This is a genomic window from Pseudomonas sp. microsymbiont 2, from assembly GCF_054788395.1.
This window is the reverse complement of sequence record NZ_CM139112.1, coordinates 244,063-260,478: the sequence shown is the minus strand read 5'-3', so window position 1 is coordinate 260,478 and position 16,416 is coordinate 244,063. Positions and strand designations below refer to the sequence as shown.

Annotated in this window: 8 protein-coding genes, 2 tRNA genes and 2 rRNA genes; 5 read left to right on the top strand and 7 right to left on the bottom strand. The window is 59.9% G+C overall.

Translation table 11 applies throughout. The features are described 5' to 3' along the window. Nucleotides 1-158 precede the first annotated feature (158 nt). The 6 genes from ACYUME_RS01210 to ACYUME_RS01185 form a co-directional block, all read right to left on the bottom strand. Nucleotides 159-3,051 (bottom strand): 23S ribosomal RNA (locus tag ACYUME_RS01210). 244 nt (nt 3,052-3,295) lie between these two features. Next, nucleotides 3,296-3,371 (bottom strand) — tRNA-Ala (locus tag ACYUME_RS01205). 6 nt (nt 3,372-3,377) lie between these two features. After that, a tRNA-Ile gene (locus ACYUME_RS01200) sits at nt 3,378-3,454 on the bottom strand. A 77-nt stretch (nt 3,455-3,531) separates the two neighbouring features. Beyond that, a 16S ribosomal RNA gene (locus tag ACYUME_RS01195) occupies nt 3,532-5,068 on the bottom strand. Together the 16S and 23S rRNA genes with 2 tRNA genes alongside form the textbook arrangement of a ribosomal RNA operon. Nucleotides 5,069-6,055: 987 nt before the next feature. Further along, nucleotides 6,056-7,276 (bottom strand): CaiB/BaiF CoA transferase family protein, encoded by a 1,221-nt coding sequence (locus ACYUME_RS01190; RefSeq protein ID WP_460417841.1) that lies wholly within the window; start codon nt 7,274-7,276, stop codon nt 6,056-6,058. A gap of 17 nt (nt 7,277-7,293) precedes the next feature. Continuing rightward, a complete protein-coding gene (locus tag ACYUME_RS01185; protein WP_460417839.1) occupies nt 7,294-8,475 on the bottom strand; it encodes an acyl-CoA dehydrogenase in 1,182 nt (393 codons plus the stop codon). A gap of 163 nt (nt 8,476-8,638) precedes the next feature. On the opposite strand from ACYUME_RS01185, the gene ACYUME_RS01180 reads away from it, so the two are divergent. The 5 genes from ACYUME_RS01180 to ACYUME_RS01160 all read left to right on the top strand — a co-directional run bounded on the left by ACYUME_RS01180 (nt 8,639) and on the right by ACYUME_RS01160 (nt 14,545). Beyond that, complete coding sequence (locus tag ACYUME_RS01180) at nt 8,639-9,538, top strand: LysR family transcriptional regulator (protein WP_460417838.1); 900 nt, start codon at nt 8,639-8,641, stop codon at nt 9,536-9,538. A gap of 439 nt (nt 9,539-9,977) precedes the next feature. Continuing rightward, complete coding sequence (locus ACYUME_RS01175; RefSeq protein ID WP_460417836.1) at nt 9,978-11,099, top strand: Re/Si-specific NAD(P)(+) transhydrogenase subunit alpha; 1,122 nt, start codon at nt 9,978-9,980, stop codon at nt 11,097-11,099. Nucleotides 11,100-11,110: 11 nt separating this feature from the next. After that, the gene (locus tag ACYUME_RS01170; RefSeq protein WP_008097413.1) at nt 11,111-11,425 is read left to right on the top strand and encodes an NAD(P) transhydrogenase subunit alpha part 2; all 315 of its coding nucleotides are present in this window, start codon (nt 11,111-11,113) and stop codon (nt 11,423-11,425) included. Nucleotides 11,426-11,427: 2 nt separating this feature from the next. Beyond that, nucleotides 11,428-12,864, top strand: coding sequence for an NAD(P)(+) transhydrogenase (Re/Si-specific) subunit beta (locus ACYUME_RS01165; RefSeq protein WP_279888403.1), 1,437 nt, complete (start codon nt 11,428-11,430; stop codon nt 12,862-12,864). 187 nt (nt 12,865-13,051) lie between these two features. Further along, nucleotides 13,052-14,545, top strand: a complete 1,494-nt coding sequence (locus ACYUME_RS01160) for an acetyl-CoA hydrolase/transferase family protein (RefSeq protein WP_279888405.1) — start codon at nt 13,052-13,054, stop codon at nt 14,543-14,545. Between the two features lie 152 nt (nt 14,546-14,697). Here ACYUME_RS01160 and ACYUME_RS01155 read toward each other — a convergent pair whose 3' ends face one another. Continuing rightward, complete coding sequence (locus tag ACYUME_RS01155) at nt 14,698-16,365, bottom strand: putative bifunctional diguanylate cyclase/phosphodiesterase (RefSeq protein ID WP_279888407.1); 1,668 nt, start codon at nt 16,363-16,365, stop codon at nt 14,698-14,700. Nucleotides 16,366-16,416 lie beyond the last annotated feature (51 nt).

Sequence of the window (16,416 nt, the reverse complement as noted above, 5' to 3'; positions counted from 1 at the left end):
TGTTGCCAGAAGATCCAGATGGATACTCTAGCGAATTCGGATATGTGAATTTGTGGCTCTTTATTTCAAGAGCAGCGAACTTTCGGGTCTTTCGTCTTCACCACCACAATTTGGCGTACTACTGATTTAACAGCAGGCTCAAATTGCTTGGGTGTTATATGGTCAAGCCTCACGGGCAATTAGTATTGGTTAGCTCAACGCCTCACAGCGCTTACACACCCAACCTATCAACGTCGTAGTCTTCGACGGCCCTTCAGGGAGCTCAAGGCTCCAGTGAGATCTCATCTTGAGGCAAGTTTCCCGCTTAGATGCTTTCAGCGGTTATCTCTTCCGAACATAGCTACCCGGCAATGCCACTGGCGTGACAACCGGAACACCAGAGGTTCGTCCACTCCGGTCCTCTCGTACTAGGAGCAGCCCCTCTCAAATCTCAAACGTCCACGGCAGATAGGGACCGAACTGTCTCACGACGTTCTAAACCCAGCTCGCGTACCACTTTAAATGGCGAACAGCCATACCCTTGGGACCGGCTTCAGCCCCAGGATGTGATGAGCCGACATCGAGGTGCCAAACACCGCCGTCGATATGAACTCTTGGGCGGTATCAGCCTGTTATCCCCGGAGTACCTTTTATCCGTTGAGCGATGGCCCTTCCATACAGAACCACCGGATCACTAAGACCTACTTTCGTACCTGCTCGACGTGTTTGTCTCGCAGTCAAGCGCGCTTTTGCCTTTATACTCTACGACCGATTTCCGACCGGTCTGAGCGCACCTTCGTACTCCTCCGTTACTCTTTGGGAGGAGACCGCCCCAGTCAAACTACCCACCATACACTGTCCTCGATCCGGATAACGGACCTGAGTTAGAACCTCAAGGTTGCCAGGGTGGTATTTCAAGGATGGCTCCATGAGAACTGGCGTCCCCACTTCAAAGCCTCCCACCTATCCTACACAAGCAAGCTCAAAGTCCAGTGCAAAGCTATAGTAAAGGTTCACGGGGTCTTTCCGTCTAGCCGCGGATACACTGCATCTTCACAGCGATTTCAATTTCACTGAGTCTCGGGTGGAGACAGCGCCGCCATCGTTACGCCATTCGTGCAGGTCGGAACTTACCCGACAAGGAATTTCGCTACCTTAGGACCGTTATAGTTACGGCCGCCGTTTACCGGGGCTTCGATCAAGAGCTTCGCTTGCGCTAACCCCATCAATTAACCTTCCGGCACCGGGCAGGCGTCACACCCTATACGTCCACTTTCGTGTTTGCAGAGTGCTGTGTTTTTAATAAACAGTCGCAGCGGCCTGGTATCTTCGACCGGCATGGGCTTACGGAGCAAGTCCTTCACCCTCGCCGGCGCACCTTCTCCCGAAGTTACGGTGCCATTTTGCCTAGTTCCTTCACCCGAGTTCTCTCAAGCGCCTTGGTATTCTCTACCTAACCACCTGTGTCGGTTTGGGGTACGGTTCCCAGTTATCTGAAGCTTAGGAGCTTTTCTTGGAAGCATGGCATCAACCACTTCGCGCTCTAATGAGCACTCGTCATCAGCTCTCGGCCTTGAGATCCCGGATTTGCCTAAGATCTCAGCCTACCACCTTAAACTTGGACAACCAACGCCAAGCTGGCCTAGCCTTCTCCGTCCCTCCATCGCAATAACTGGAAGTACAGGAATATTAACCTGTTTTCCATCGACTACGCTTTTCAGCCTCGCCTTAGGGACCGACTAACCCTGCGTCGATTAACGTTGCGCAGGAAACCTTGGTCTTTCGGCGTGCGAGTTTTTCACTCGCATTGTCGTTACTCATGTCAGCATTCGCACTTCTGATACCTCCAGCAAGCTTCTCAACTCACCTTCACAGGCTTACAGAACGCTCCTCTACCGCATCACCAGAGGTGATACCCGTAGCTTCGGTGCATGGTTTGAGCCCCGTTACATCTTCCGCGCAGGCCGACTCGACTAGTGAGCTATTACGCTTTCTTTAAAGGATGGCTGCTTCTAAGCCAACCTCCTAGCTGTCTAAGCCTTCCCACATCGTTTCCCACTTAACCATGACTTTGGGACCTTAGCTGACGGTCTGGGTTGTTTCCCTTTTCACGACGGACGTTAGCACCCGCCGTGTGTCTCCCATGCTCGGCACTTGTAGGTATTCGGAGTTTGCATCGGTTTGGTAAGTCGGGATGACCCCCTAGCCGAAACAGTGCTCTACCCCCTACAGTGATACATGAGGCGCTACCTAAATAGCTTTCGAGGAGAACCAGCTATCTCCGAGCTTGATTAGCCTTTCACTCCGATCCACAGGTCATCCGCTAACTTTTCAACGGTAGTCGGTTCGGTCCTCCAGTCAGTGTTACCTAACCTTCAACCTGCCCATGGATAGATCGCCCGGTTTCGGGTCTATACCCAGCGACTAAAGCGCCCTATTAAGACTCGCTTTCGCTACGCCTCCCCTATTCGGTTAAGCTCGCCACTGAATATAAGTCGCTGACCCATTATACAAAAGGTACGCAGTCACCTAACAAAGTAGGCTCCCACTGCTTGTACGCATACGGTTTCAGGTTCTATTTCACTCCCCTCTCCGGGGTTCTTTTCGCCTTTCCCTCACGGTACTGGTTCACTATCGGTCAGTCAGTAGTATTTAGCCTTGGAGGATGGTCCCCCCATGTTCAGACAAAGTTTCTCGTGCTCCGTCCTACTCGATTTCACTGGCAAGAGATTTTCGTGTACGGGGCTATCACCCACTATGGCCGCACTTTCCAGAGCGTTCCACTAATCTCAAACCAGCTTAAGGGCTGGTCCCCGTTCGCTCGCCACTACTAAGGGAATCTCGGTTGATTTCTTTTCCTCAGGGTACTTAGATGTTTCAGTTCCCCTGGTTCGCCTCTTGCACCTATGTATTCAGTACAAGATACTCAGCTTATGCTGAGTGGGTTCCCCCATTCAGAGATCTCTGGATCACAGTCTGTTTGCCGACTCCCCAAAGCTTATCGCAGGCTACCACGTCTTTCATCGCCTCTGACTGCCAAGGCATCCACCGTATGCGCTTCTTCACTTGACCATATAACCCCAAGCAATCTGGTTATACTGTGAAGACGACATTCGCCGAAAATTCGCATTTCGCTCATTGCTGAGCAGAACTCACAAATTTTACCTTAGCCTGAATAACCAGCAGTGAAACTGGCATTCAGTCTATCTATCACATATCCGAATTTTTAAAGAACGATCTGACAAAAGTCAGAAATCAACATTCATCAACGAATGCTCATTTCTAAGTTCTGATCAACTAGACACTACTGCGAAAGTGGTGGAGCCAAGCGGGATCGAACCGCTGACCTCCTGCGTGCAAGGCAGGCGCTCTCCCAGCTGAGCTATGGCCCCGCATATTGGTAGGTCTGGGCAGATTTGAACTGCCGACCTCACCCTTATCAGGGGTGCGCTCTAACCAACTGAGCTACAGACCTATATAGGGTCTTGATCGTCTTCACATATGAATCAAGCAATTCGTGTGGGAGCTCATCAGTAGGCTGATGTCTTCGATTAAGGAGGTGATCCAGCCGCAGGTTCCCCTACGGCTACCTTGTTACGACTTCACCCCAGTCATGAATCACACCGTGGTAACCGTCCTCCCGAAGGTTAGACTAGCTACTTCTGGTGCAACCCACTCCCATGGTGTGACGGGCGGTGTGTACAAGGCCCGGGAACGTATTCACCGCGACATTCTGATTCGCGATTACTAGCGATTCCGACTTCACGCAGTCGAGTTGCAGACTGCGATCCGGACTACGATCGGTTTTGTGAGATTAGCTCCACCTCGCGGCTTGGCAACCCTCTGTACCGACCATTGTAGCACGTGTGTAGCCCAGGCCGTAAGGGCCATGATGACTTGACGTCATCCCCACCTTCCTCCGGTTTGTCACCGGCAGTCTCCTTAGAGTGCCCACCATAACGTGCTGGTAACTAAGGACAAGGGTTGCGCTCGTTACGGGACTTAACCCAACATCTCACGACACGAGCTGACGACAGCCATGCAGCACCTGTGTCAGAGTTCCCGAAGGCACCAATCCATCTCTGGAAAGTTCTCTGCATGTCAAGGCCTGGTAAGGTTCTTCGCGTTGCTTCGAATTAAACCACATGCTCCACCGCTTGTGCGGGCCCCCGTCAATTCATTTGAGTTTTAACCTTGCGGCCGTACTCCCCAGGCGGTCAACTTAATGCGTTAGCTGCGCCACTAAAATCTCAAGGATTCCAACGGCTAGTTGACATCGTTTACGGCGTGGACTACCAGGGTATCTAATCCTGTTTGCTCCCCACGCTTTCGCACCTCAGTGTCAGTATCAGTCCAGGTGGTCGCCTTCGCCACTGGTGTTCCTTCCTATATCTACGCATTTCACCGCTACACAGGAAATTCCACCACCCTCTACCATACTCTAGCTCGCCAGTTTTGGATGCAGTTCCCAGGTTGAGCCCGGGGCTTTCACATCCAACTTAACGAACCACCTACGCGCGCTTTACGCCCAGTAATTCCGATTAACGCTTGCACCCTCTGTATTACCGCGGCTGCTGGCACAGAGTTAGCCGGTGCTTATTCTGTCGGTAACGTCAAAACAGCAAGGTATTAACTTACTGCCCTTCCTCCCAACTTAAAGTGCTTTACAATCCGAAGACCTTCTTCACACACGCGGCATGGCTGGATCAGGCTTTCGCCCATTGTCCAATATTCCCCACTGCTGCCTCCCGTAGGAGTCTGGACCGTGTCTCAGTTCCAGTGTGACTGATCATCCTCTCAGACCAGTTACGGATCGTCGCCTTGGTGAGCCATTACCTCACCAACTAGCTAATCCGACCTAGGCTCATCTGATAGCGCAAGGCCCGAAGGTCCCCTGCTTTCTCCCGTAGGACGTATGCGGTATTAGCGTTCCTTTCGAAACGTTGTCCCCCACTACCAGGCAGATTCCTAGGCATTACTCACCCGTCCGCCGCTGAATCAAGGAGCAAGCTCCCGTCATCCGCTCGACTTGCATGTGTTAGGCCTGCCGCCAGCGTTCAATCTGAGCCATGATCAAACTCTTCAGTTCAATACTGCTTGGGTTTTTAAGAAACCCTAAACTTGGCTCAGCAATCTCAAATGACTATGTGATTTCTCGCATGGCCACTTGTGATGCTGATAATCTTGGCGACTATCAGTCCGTACTCACAAGCACCCACACGAATTGCTTGACTCAATTTGTTAAAGAGCGTTTGGTTAAGAGCTTTTCGTCTCAACCGAGGCGCGCATTCTACGCTTTCCTCATTTCGTGTCAAGCATTATTTTCGAAGTTTTTCGTTCAACTTCAAACACTTGACTCGCTGCGATCTCTCGTAGCGGGAGGCGAATCATACAGCGTTACAACCTGCTGTCAACTGCCTTTTTCACCGCTGCCGATCGTGAGATCGAAGCCCTTTCAGCTCCTTCTAACTCGCTAACTCTTTGAATCTCAAGGAGTTTCGCGTTCCGTTGTCGCTGGAAGTGGGGCGCATTATAAGGGGATCTGAAAGCGCGTCAACCTTTAATTTCAAGAAAATGAAATATTTAGCGAAAGGACCGCGTCAGGGCCGCCAGGGGCCCGCCACAACCCTTGCAGCGCCTATCAGATCGAGCGCCGCCCGCGCGGCGCATCGCGACGCAAGGCCGCTCCTACATTTGTTGCAACGTGCCGAACCTGTCAGGCCATGGTTGCCCGCCTTGGTGCATGCCTTGAGACAGGTGAGGCGCCAGTGGTGCCCACACTGAAACCGCGTCGAATCAACAAGGCGGACCAGGTGATGGCCCAGGAGCGATTGGCCCGAAACAAATGTAGGAGCGGCCTTGCGTCGCGATGCGCCGCGCGGGCGGCGCTCGATCTTGTAGGCGCCAGAGAAACCTCGGCGGACACTTCTGAGACACACCACGATCCCTCGGCGAACACCCCACACACAACCCAATCCCAAGGCAGGCCCCTACCAGCCATGACACCTATATAAGCAGCCCCAGAAACAAAAACGGGAAGGCCTACCGGCCTCCCCGTCTCTCTACATATAGCGCGTCACAACACCCCAGCACCCCGAAGCCGCTGCACCGCCTCCCCATCCAACCCCAGCACATCCCCCAGCACCGCCTCGGTATGCTCCCCCAGCAACGGCGGCGCCTGCCGATACTCCACCGGCGTCTCCGACAACCGGATCGGGCTGGCTACCTGCGGCACGCTACCCGCCAACGGATGGGGAACATTCACCGCCAACCCTCGGGCCAACACCTGCGGATCCTGGAACATCTGCGCCAGGTCGTTGATCGGCCCGCACGGCACGCCCGCCTTCTCCAGCTCACTCACCCACTCGGCCGTAGTCTTGAACACCGTGGCCTGACGAATCAGCGGAATCAGCTCGGCACGGTTGGCCACCCGCTGTTTGTTGGTGGCGAAGCGCGGGTCATCCGCCCAGTGCGCCTGCCCGGCCACTTCCGCGAACTTGCGGAACTGCCCGTCATTGCCCACGGTAAGAATGAAGTTGCCATCGGCCGTCGGGAAATCCTGATACGGCACAATGTTCGGGTGCGCATTGCCCAGTCGACGAGGCGCAGTACCCGTGGTGAGGTAGTTCATTGCCTGGTTGGCCAAGCAGGCTACCTGCACATCCAGCAGCGCCATGTCGATATGCTGGCCGATACCAGCCTGGTCACGGTGCGCCAGGGCCGCGAGAATTGCCACGGTGGAATACAGCCCCGTGAGGATATCGGTCAGCGCCACCCCCACCTTCATCGGCCCGGCCCCTTCCTCCCCGTCCGGGCGACCGGTCAGGCTCATCAGCCCTCCCAGCCCCTGGATCATGAAGTCGTAGCCGGCACGCTTGGCATACGGCCCGGTCTGGCCGAAGCCGGTGATCGAGCAGTAGATGAGCTTCGGATTGACCGCCTTCAGGCTTTGATAGTCCAGCCCATAGGCAGCCAGTCCGCCTACCTTGAAGTTCTCGATGACGATATCCGACTTGGCTGCCAGCTCACGTACCAGGCGCTGCCCTTCCGGCTGGGTGAAGTCGATGGTCACTGAGCGCTTGTTGCGGTTGGCCGACAGGTAGTAGGCCGCCTCGCTGGTGTTTTCGCCCTGGGCATCGCGCAGGAAAGGCGGCCCCCAGGAACGGGTGTCGTCACCCGCCCCCGGACGCTCGACCTTGATCACATCGGCGCCAAGGTCGGCCAGGATCTGGCCGGACCATGGGCCGGCCAATACCCGGGAAAGGTCCAGCACCCGCAGATGGGAAAGCGCGCCCATGGCCTGGCTCCTCTCTATTAGTAGAACGCCTGGATGCCGGTCTGCGCGCGCCCGAGGATCAGCGCATGCACGTCGTGGGTGCCTTCATAGGTGTTGACCACCTCGAGGTTGACCAGGTGACGGGCCACGCCGAACTCGTCGGAGATGCCGTTGCCGCCCAGCATGTCGCGGGCCATGCGGGCGATGTCCAGGGCCTTGCCGCAGGAGTTGCGCTTCATGATCGAGGTGATCTCGACGGCCGCAGTGCCTTCGTCCTTCATCCGCCCCAGGCGCAAGCAGCCTTGCAGGGCCAGGGTGATCTCGGTCTGCATGTCGGCCAGTTTTTTCTGGATCAGCTGGTTGGCAGCCAGCGGACGGCCGAACTGCTGGCGGTCCAGCGTGTACTGGCGCGCCGTGTGCCAGCAGGCCTCGGCGGCGCCCAGAGCGCCCCAGGAGATGCCATAGCGGGCCGAGTTCAGGCAGGTGAACGGGCCTTTCAGGCCACGCACATCCGGGAAAATGTTCTCTTCCGGCACGAACACGTTGTCCATGACGATCTCGCCGGTGATCGAGGCGCGCAGGCCGACTTTGCCGTGGATGGCCGGAGCACTGAGGCCGTCCCAGCCTTTCTCCAGCACGAAGCCGCGGATATCGCCAGCATCGTCCTTGGCCCAGACCACGAACACGTCGGCGATCGGGCTGTTGGTGATCCACATCTTGCTGCCGGTCAGGCGATAGCCGCCATCGACCTTACGCGCCCGGGTGATCATCGAGCCCGGGTCGGAGCCATGGTTGGGTTCGGTCAGGCCGAAGCAGCCGATCCACTCGCCACTGGCCAGCTTCGGCAGGTACTTCTGCTTCTGCGCCTCGGTCCCGAACTCGTTGATCGGCACCATCACCAGCGACGACTGCACGCTCATCATCGAGCGGTAGCCGGAGTCGATGCGCTCCACCTCACGGGCGATCAGGCCGTAGCACACGTAGTTCAGGCCGCTGCCGCCATACTGCTCGGGGATGGTCGCGCCGAGCAGGCCGACTTCGCCCATCTCACGGAAGATCGCCGGGTCCGTCTGCTCGTGGCGGAACGCCTCCAGCACACGGGGTGCCAGCTTGTCCTGGGCGAACTGATAGGCGCTGTCGCGGACCATGCGCTCTTCTTCAGTGAGCTGCTGGTCCAGCAGCAGCGGATCGATCCAGTTGAAGCTTGCCTTGCCAGCCATGTGCGGATTCCTCGAAAGATGGGAACGAATTGTTGTGCTGGATTGATCCTAGGCCTGATCGGCCCGCGGGACAAACGAGGATTGCGCACGGTTTAGTGATATTTTCTCACTTCGTGATCATCGAAATACCCTGTTCACCGCCCGACAAGTGAGGTTGACGTACATGCGCCGCAAGATTCCCAGCACCACCGCCCTGGTCTGCTTCGAGGCGGCCGCGCGTCACGAGAGCTTCACCAAGGCCGCCCAGGAACTGGCCTTGACCCAGGGCGCCGTCTGTCGGCAGATCGGCGGCCTGGAAGCCTTCCTCAATGTCGAACTGTTCCGCCGCTCGCGCCGGGGCGTGAAGCTGACCGAAGCCGGGCTCTCCTACAGCCGCCAGGTGGCCACGCAGCTGGATGCGGTGGAGCGCGACACGCTTTCGGTGATGCGCCAGCAAGGCGCCAACGTGATCGAGCTGGCGGTGGTGCCGACCTTCGGTACGCAATGGCTGCTGCCGCGCCTGAAGGACTTCCAGCAACGTCACCCGGAGGTCACGGTCAACCTGACCAACCGCACCCGCCCCTTCCTGTTCGCCGACACGCCCTTCGATGCCGCGATCTACTTCGGCGACGCCGACTGGTCCGGCACCCAATCTCACCGACTGATGGGCGAAAACCCCATGCCGGTGTGCAGCCCCGCCCTCCTGGATGGGCGAACTTGCCTGGACGCCCAGCACATCGCCGAGCTGCCTCTACTGCAACAGACCACGCGCCCCTACGCCTGGCGGCAGTGGTTCGACAGCCTGGGCATGAGCGTCGCGCGCGACATGACCGGTCCGCGCTACGAACTGTTCTCGATGCTGGCCCAGGCCGCCATGCACGACATGGGCGTCGCGCTGATTCCGCCATTCCTGATCCAGCGCGAGCTGCAGGAGGGCCGGTTGCTGGTCGCTAACAGGCATGCCCTGTCCAGCGACAAGGCCTACCATCTAATGATTCCCGAGCGAAAGGTGGAGTCTGCGTCGCTACGGGCGTTTCGTGATTGGCTGGTGTCGGTGGCGCAACAATACACCGCCATCGACTGAAGCCGAAAACAGATAAGCTGACTCCGTAGTCAATTATTTTGAACACCTACAGATATATGGTTTTGTCGCAAATTCGTAATCTGTTCCGGCTAGCGGAAAAACCCTATCAACCCTAGTAGCTACGCGGGTTTGCGGCTTATTTTGCGACATTCACAACGCCACGAACGAAAACAGCCGAATTTTTTTCATTTTTTCCCCTAAGCTGCGAAGAGCGCGTACTTGACGGGCTGGACCGGAATCGTTGCGACATACGGTCACAGGGTGACTTGTAGTTTTGAGTTCGTTTCGCTTCAGAACCTGTTGAAGGCCCCTGGGTTCGTCTGCAAAATGCCTCCCCCGCCCCGGATCCGGCGGGGTCGTGCTCTACGACCGCCCAGCCGCACCACCCGAAGTGCGCTGGTTTCCATAAAGACAAAAGGTCACCGCAGGAGACAAAGTCGTGCACATTGGTGTTCCTCTCGAGACGCAGACGGGTGAGACAAGGGTCGCCGCGACCCCGGAAACCATCAAGAAACTGGTTGGCCAGGGCCATCAGGTCACCGTGCAACGGGGGGCGGGGCTCAAGGCCGCCATTCCGGACAGTGCCTATGAAGCCGCTGGCGCCACGCTGGGCGAGGCCGCCGATACCTTCGGCGCGCAACTGGTGCTCAAGGTGGTCGCGCCCAATGACCAGGAACTGACGCTGATCAACAGCGGCAGCCTGCTGGCAGGCATGCTCAACCCGTTCGACAATGAACTGATCGCCAAGATGGCCGAACGCGGCATCACCGCCTTCGCCCTGGAGGCCGCGCCACGCACTTCGCGGGCCCAGAGCCTCGATGTGCTGTCGTCCCAGGCCAACATCGCCGGCTACAAGGCCGTGCTGCTGGCGGCTCACCACTATCCACGCTTCATGCCCATGCTGATGACCGCCGCAGGCACCGTGAAGGCCGCCCGCGTACTGGTCCTCGGCGCTGGCGTGGCCGGCCTGCAGGCCATCGCCACGGCCAAGCGCCTGGGCGCGGTGATCGAAGCATCGGACGTGCGCCCGGCGGTGAAGGAGCAGATCGAGTCGCTCGGCGCCAAGTTCATCGACGTGCCCTACGAGACCGATGAAGAACGCGAATGCGCCGAAGGCGTCGGCGGCTACGCCCGGCCGATGCCGGCCAGCTGGATGCAACGCCAGGCCCAGGCGGTGCACGAGCGCGCCAAACAGGCCGATATCGTCATCACCACTGCGCTGATCCCCGGACGCAAGGCGCCGACCCTGCTCAGCGCCGAAACGGTGGCGCAGATGAAACCTGGATCTGTGGTCATCGACCTGGCTGCGGCCCAAGGCGGCAACTGTCCGCTGACCGTGGCCGATCAGGTGGTGACGCACAACGGCGTGACCATCGCCGGCCCGACCAACCTGCCGGCCCAGGTCGGCGCCGATGCCTCGGCGCTGTACGCGCGCAACCTGCTGGACTTCATGAAGCTGCTGTTCGACAAGGACGGCAACCTGGTCATCAACCTCGAAGACGACATCGTCGCCGCGTGCCTGATGTGCCGCGATGGCCAGGTCGTGCGCAAGAACGGCTAAGGAGCACGACAATGGAAGACATGCTGATTTCCCACGGCATCTACAACCTGATCATCTTCGTGCTGGCCATCTACGTGGGCTATCACGTGGTGTGGAACGTCACCCCGGCCCTGCACACCCCGTTGATGGCGGTCACCAACGCCATTTCCGCGATCGTCATCGTCGGCGCCATGCTGGCCGCCGCGCTGACCGTCACCCCGGCCGGCAAGGTCATGGGCACCCTGGCCGTGGCACTGGCCGCGGTCAACGTGTTCGGTGGCTTCCTGGTCACCCGCCGCATGCTGGAAATGTTCAAGAAGAAAACCAAGAACGAGGCGCAGAAGTAAGCATGAGCATGAATCTGGTAACGCTTCTGTACCTGGTCGCCTCGGTCTGCTTCATCCAGGCGCTCAAGGGCCTCTCGCACCCGACCACTTCACGCCGCGGCAACCTGTTCGGCATGATCGGCATGGGCATCGCCATCCTCACCACGGTAGGCCTCATCTATAAGCTTGGGGCCGAGCTGGCCACTGCGGGCATCGGCTACGTGATCGTCGGCCTGCTGGTCGGCGGCAGCGCTGGCTCGATCATGGCCAAGCGCGTCGAGATGACCAAGATGCCCGAGCTGGTCGCCTTCATGCACAGCATGATCGGCCTGGCCGCGGTGTTCATCGCCATCGCCGCCGTGCTCGAGCCGCAATCGCTGGGCATCGTCGCCAGCATCAGCGACCCGATCCCCACCGGCAATCGCCTGGAGCTGTTCCTCGGCGCGGCCATCGGTGCCATCACCTTCTCGGGTTCCGTGATCGCCTTCGGCAAGCTGTCGGGCAAGTACAAGTTCCGTCTGTTCCAGGGCGCACCGGTACAGTTCGCCGGCCAGCACAAGCTGAACTTGATCCTGGGCCTGGCGACCATCGCACTGGGGCTGCTGTTCACCTTCACCGGCCACTACAGCGCCTTCACCTTGATGCTGGCCCTGGCCTTCGTCATGGGCGTGCTGATCATCATCCCGATCGGCGGCGCCGACATGCCGGTGGTGGTGTCGATGCTCAACAGCTACTCGGGCTGGGCAGCGGCGGGCATCGGCTTCTCGCTGAACAACTCGATGCTGATCATCGCCGGTTCCCTGGTCGGCTCCAGCGGTGCGATCCTCTCGTACATCATGTGCAAGGCGATGAACCGCTCGTTCTTCAACGTCATCCTCGGCGGCTTCGGCGGTGACACCGATGCCGGCGCCGCGCAAGGTTCGAAAGAACAGCGCCCGGTGAAGTCCGGCTCGGCCGACGACGCCACCTTCCTGCTGAGCAACGCCGACAGCGTGATCATCGTTCCGGGCTACGGCCTGGCGGTGGCCCGCGCCCAGCACGCGCTCAAGGAGCTGACCGAGAAGCTGACCCACAACGGTGTGACCGTGAAATATGCGATCCACCCGGTGGCAGGGCGCATGCCGGGACACATGAACGTGCTGCTGGCCGAGGCCGAGGTGCCGTACGACCAGGTGTTCGAGATGGAGGACATCAACGCCGAGTTCGGCCAGGCCGACGTGGTGCTGGTGCTGGGCGCCAACGATGTGGTCAACCCGGCGGCGAAGAACGATCCGAAGTCGCCGATTGCCGGCATGCCGATCCTCGAGGCCTTCAAGGCCAAGACCATCATCGTCAACAAGCGCTCCATGGCCAGCGGCTACGCGGGCCTGGACAACGAACTGTTCTACCTGGACAAGACCATGATGGTGTTCGGTGACGCCAAGAAAGTCATCGAGGACATGGTCAAGGCCGTAGACTGACCCGGCCTAACCCATATAGAAGCGCATAAGGCCCCTGGGGAGATATTCCCAGGGGCCTTTTCATTTGCTTGATCCAGATCAACGGCTCTACTTCCGACCTTCGCCTACGACCATGGTCGCGGGACGGTTCCGGGTGAAATCTCTAGACTGCGCTTCCAGTAGCCTCAGTAGCCCGAGATAACAATCCATGTACCGTGATCGTATCCGCTTGTCCTCCCTGCACAGCAAGGTAATGAGTGCGGCTGACGCCGCTGGCCTGATCCAGGACGGCATGACCGTCGGCATGAGCGGCTTCACCCGCGCCGGCGAAGCCAAGGCCGTGCCCCACGCACTGGCCGAACGCGCCAAACAGTCGCCACTGAAGATCAGCCTGATGACCGGCGCCAGCCTGGGCAACGACCTGGACAAGCAACTGACCGAAGCCGGCGTGCTGGCCCGACGCATGCCGTTCCAGGTCGACAGCACCCTGCGCAAGGCCATCAACGACGGCAAGGTGATGTTCATCGACCAGCACTTGTCGGAGACCGTCGAGCAACTGCGCAACAAACAGCTCACCCTGCCGGACATCGCCGTCATCGAAGCGGTGGCGATCACCGAGCAAGGCCATATCGTGCCGACCACCTCCGTGGGCAACTCGGCCAGCTTCGCGATCTTCGCCAAGCAGGTCATCGTCGAGATCAACCTGTCGCACAACGCCAACCTCGAAGGCTTGCACGACATCTATATCCCGACCTACCGCCCGACCCGCACGCCGATCCCACTGGTGAAGGTGGACGATCGCATCGGCAGCACCGCCATCCCGATCGATCCGGCCAAGATCGTCGGCATCGTCATCAGCGACCAACCGGACTCGCCGTCCACCGTGCTGCCACCGGACCACGAGACCCAGGGCATCGCCGACCACCTGATCGCCTTCCTCAAAGGTGAAGTGGACGCCGGCCGCATGAGCAACAACCTCGGCCCGCTGCAGGCCGGCATCGGCAGCATCGCCAACGCGGTGATGTGCGGCCTGATCGAGTCGCCGTTCGAAAACCTGACCATGTACTCCGAAGTGCTGCAGGACTCGACCTTCGACCTGATCGATGCCGGCAAGCTGAGCTTCGCCTCGGGCAGCTCGATCACCCTGTCGAGCCGCCGCAACGCCGATGTGTTCGGCAACCTGGAGCGCTACAAGGACAAGCTGGTGCTGCGCCCGCAGGAAATCTCCAACCACCCTGAAGTGGTGCGTCGCCTGGGGATCATCGGCATCAACACCGCGCTGGAGTTCGACATCTACGGCAACGTCAACTCGACCCACGTCTGCGGCACGAAGATGATGAACGGCATCGGTGGCTCCGGCGACTTCGCCCGCAACGCCCACCTGGCGATCTTCGTCACCAAGTCGATCGCCAAGGGCGGCGCGATTTCCAGCGTGGTGCCGATGGTCAGCCACGTCGACCACACCGAGCACGATGTGGACATCCTGGTGACCGAGGTGGGCCTGGCCGACCTGCGTGGTCTGGCACCGCGCGAGCGCGCCCGGGTGATCATCGACAACTGTGTGCACCCGGACTACCGCGCGGCGCTGAACGATTACTTCGAGCGCGCCTGCCAGCGCGGCGGGCATACGCCGCACATCCTGCGCGAAGCGTTGAGCTGGCACGAGAACCTGGAAGAGACCGGGCGCATGCTGGCCGGTTGATCATCTTCATGGCTTGAAATTGCCGGGGGCGCTTCGCGCCCCTTTCCGACCGGTCCGACGCCTCGGCAAGGCCGCTCCTACAAAGGGTCGCGATCGTCTGTAGGAGCGGCCTTGCGTCGCGAAAGGGCTGCAAAGCAGCCCCAATGCGTAATCTACAAGGTCTGCGCCAGGCTCGGACTCGGCACCTGCGACAGGTACTCGATCAACGCCCCCACCGGCAACGGCCGGCTGACCAGGAACCCCTGCACCTGGTCGCAACCGAACGCCCGCAGCAGCGCCAGTTGCTCCTCGCTCTCCACGCCTTCGGCCACCACCTCCAGGTTGAGGTTGTGCGCCAGGTTGATCATGGCGTGCACCAGCTTGGCGTTCTCTTCCCGTTGCTCCATGCCGCCGACGAAGCTGCGGTCGACCTTGAGCAGGGTGATCGGCAGGCTGTTCAGGTGCACGAACGACGAGAAGCCAGTGCCGAAGTCGTCCAGCGAGAAGCGCACGCCCAGGCGCCCCAGGGCATCCATGGTCTGCCGTACCAGCTCGTTGCGGCGCATCACCGCGGTTTCGGTCAGCTCGAATTCCAGCCAGCGGGCATCGACACCGTGCTCGACGATCAGCCGGCTGAGGGTGGCCAGCAACTGGCTGTCCTGGAACTGGCGGAAGCTCAGGTTCACCGCCATGTGCAGCGGCGCCAGCCCGCGTTCGCGCAACGCCTGCATATCGCTCAACGCCCGTGAGATCACCCAATAGCCGAGCGGCACGATCAGCCCGCTCTGCTCGGCCAGTGGCACGAACTCGCTCGGTGCCAGCAGGCCGCGTTCAGGGTGGTTCCAGCGCACCAGCGCCTCCAGCCCGACGATGCGACCATCGGCGAGGTTCAGCCGCGGCTGGTAGTGCAGCTCCAGCTCGTCACGGCGCAGGGCACGGCGCAGTTCGCTTTCCAGGTCGGCAAGGCTGCGGGCATTGCGGTTGATGCGCTCATTGAACACATGGAAGGTGCAGCCCTGATTGCCCTTGGCCTGCCGCATGGCGATGTGCGCATGCCACATCAGCGGATCGGCCCCGGCCTGGGCGCGGGCATGGGCGATCCCTAGGCTGCACCCGAGCAGCAGGCTCTCGCCGTCGATCCAGTAGGGTTCGGTAAGTGCCTCGGTGATGCGCTCGGCCATCCATTCGGCGCGGTTGGGGTCGCGGCGGGTGTCGATCAGCAGGGCGAACTCGTCGCTGCCCAGACGCGCCAGCTGATCGCCGGCCTCCAGCTGATGCTTCAACCGGGCCACGACCTGCAGGATCAGGCGATCGCCGCCCTGATGGCCAAGGGCGTCGTTGACGTGACGGAAGTTGTCCAGATCAAGGTGGCCCAGGGCCAGGCCACGGCCTTCGTTCTCGGCCAGGCGTGCGGTCAGCAGTGCCTGGAAGCCCTGGCGGTTGGCGATACCGGTCAACGGGTCCTGTTCGGCCAGGCGCTGCAGGGTCGCCACCAGCACGCCGCGCTCGCGCACATGGCGCAGGCAGCGGCGCAAGGCATCGGGGGTCAATTGCGCCAGCACCAGCCAGTCGCTGACGCCAACCGGCGGGCTCGTCGGCTCCTGCTCCAGCAGCAGGATGGTCGGCAGCTCGCAACGCCCCGGCGCCGGCTGCAGCTCGGGCGTGGCCAGCACCACGGCCTGGCGGTCGTTGGCGAACAGGCTGTCCACCGCCGCCCAGTTCGGCGCGGTCAGCAGCACGGCGCTACCGCCCATCGGCTGCAGGCATTCGCGCAGACGCGCAGCCCATTCCGACTCATCGGCCAACAGCAGCAAACGCAGGGGTTCGACAGGCGTGGACAAGCGGGCTCCTTGGATATGGGCGGTGGAACGGCGAGCGCGGGCAATCCTACC

Excerpts from the sequence above, each read along its gene's own strand:
- ACYUME_RS01190 (WP_460417841.1), bottom strand. The coding sequence starts at position 7,276 with ATGGGCGCGCTTTCCCATCTGCGGGTGCTGGACCTTTCCCGGGTATTG.
- ACYUME_RS01185 (WP_460417839.1), bottom strand. The coding sequence starts at position 8,475 with ATGGCTGGCAAGGCAAGCTTCAACTGGATCGATCCGCTGCTGCTGGAC.
- ACYUME_RS01180 (WP_460417838.1), top strand. The coding sequence starts at position 8,639 with ATGCGCCGCAAGATTCCCAGCACCACCGCCCTGGTCTGCTTCGAGGCG.
- ACYUME_RS01170 (WP_008097413.1), top strand. The coding sequence starts at position 11,111 with ATGGAAGACATGCTGATTTCCCACGGCATCTACAACCTGATCATCTTC.
- ACYUME_RS01165 (WP_279888403.1), top strand. The coding sequence starts at position 11,428 with ATGAGCATGAATCTGGTAACGCTTCTGTACCTGGTCGCCTCGGTCTGC.
- ACYUME_RS01160 (WP_279888405.1), top strand. The coding sequence starts at position 13,052 with ATGTACCGTGATCGTATCCGCTTGTCCTCCCTGCACAGCAAGGTAATG.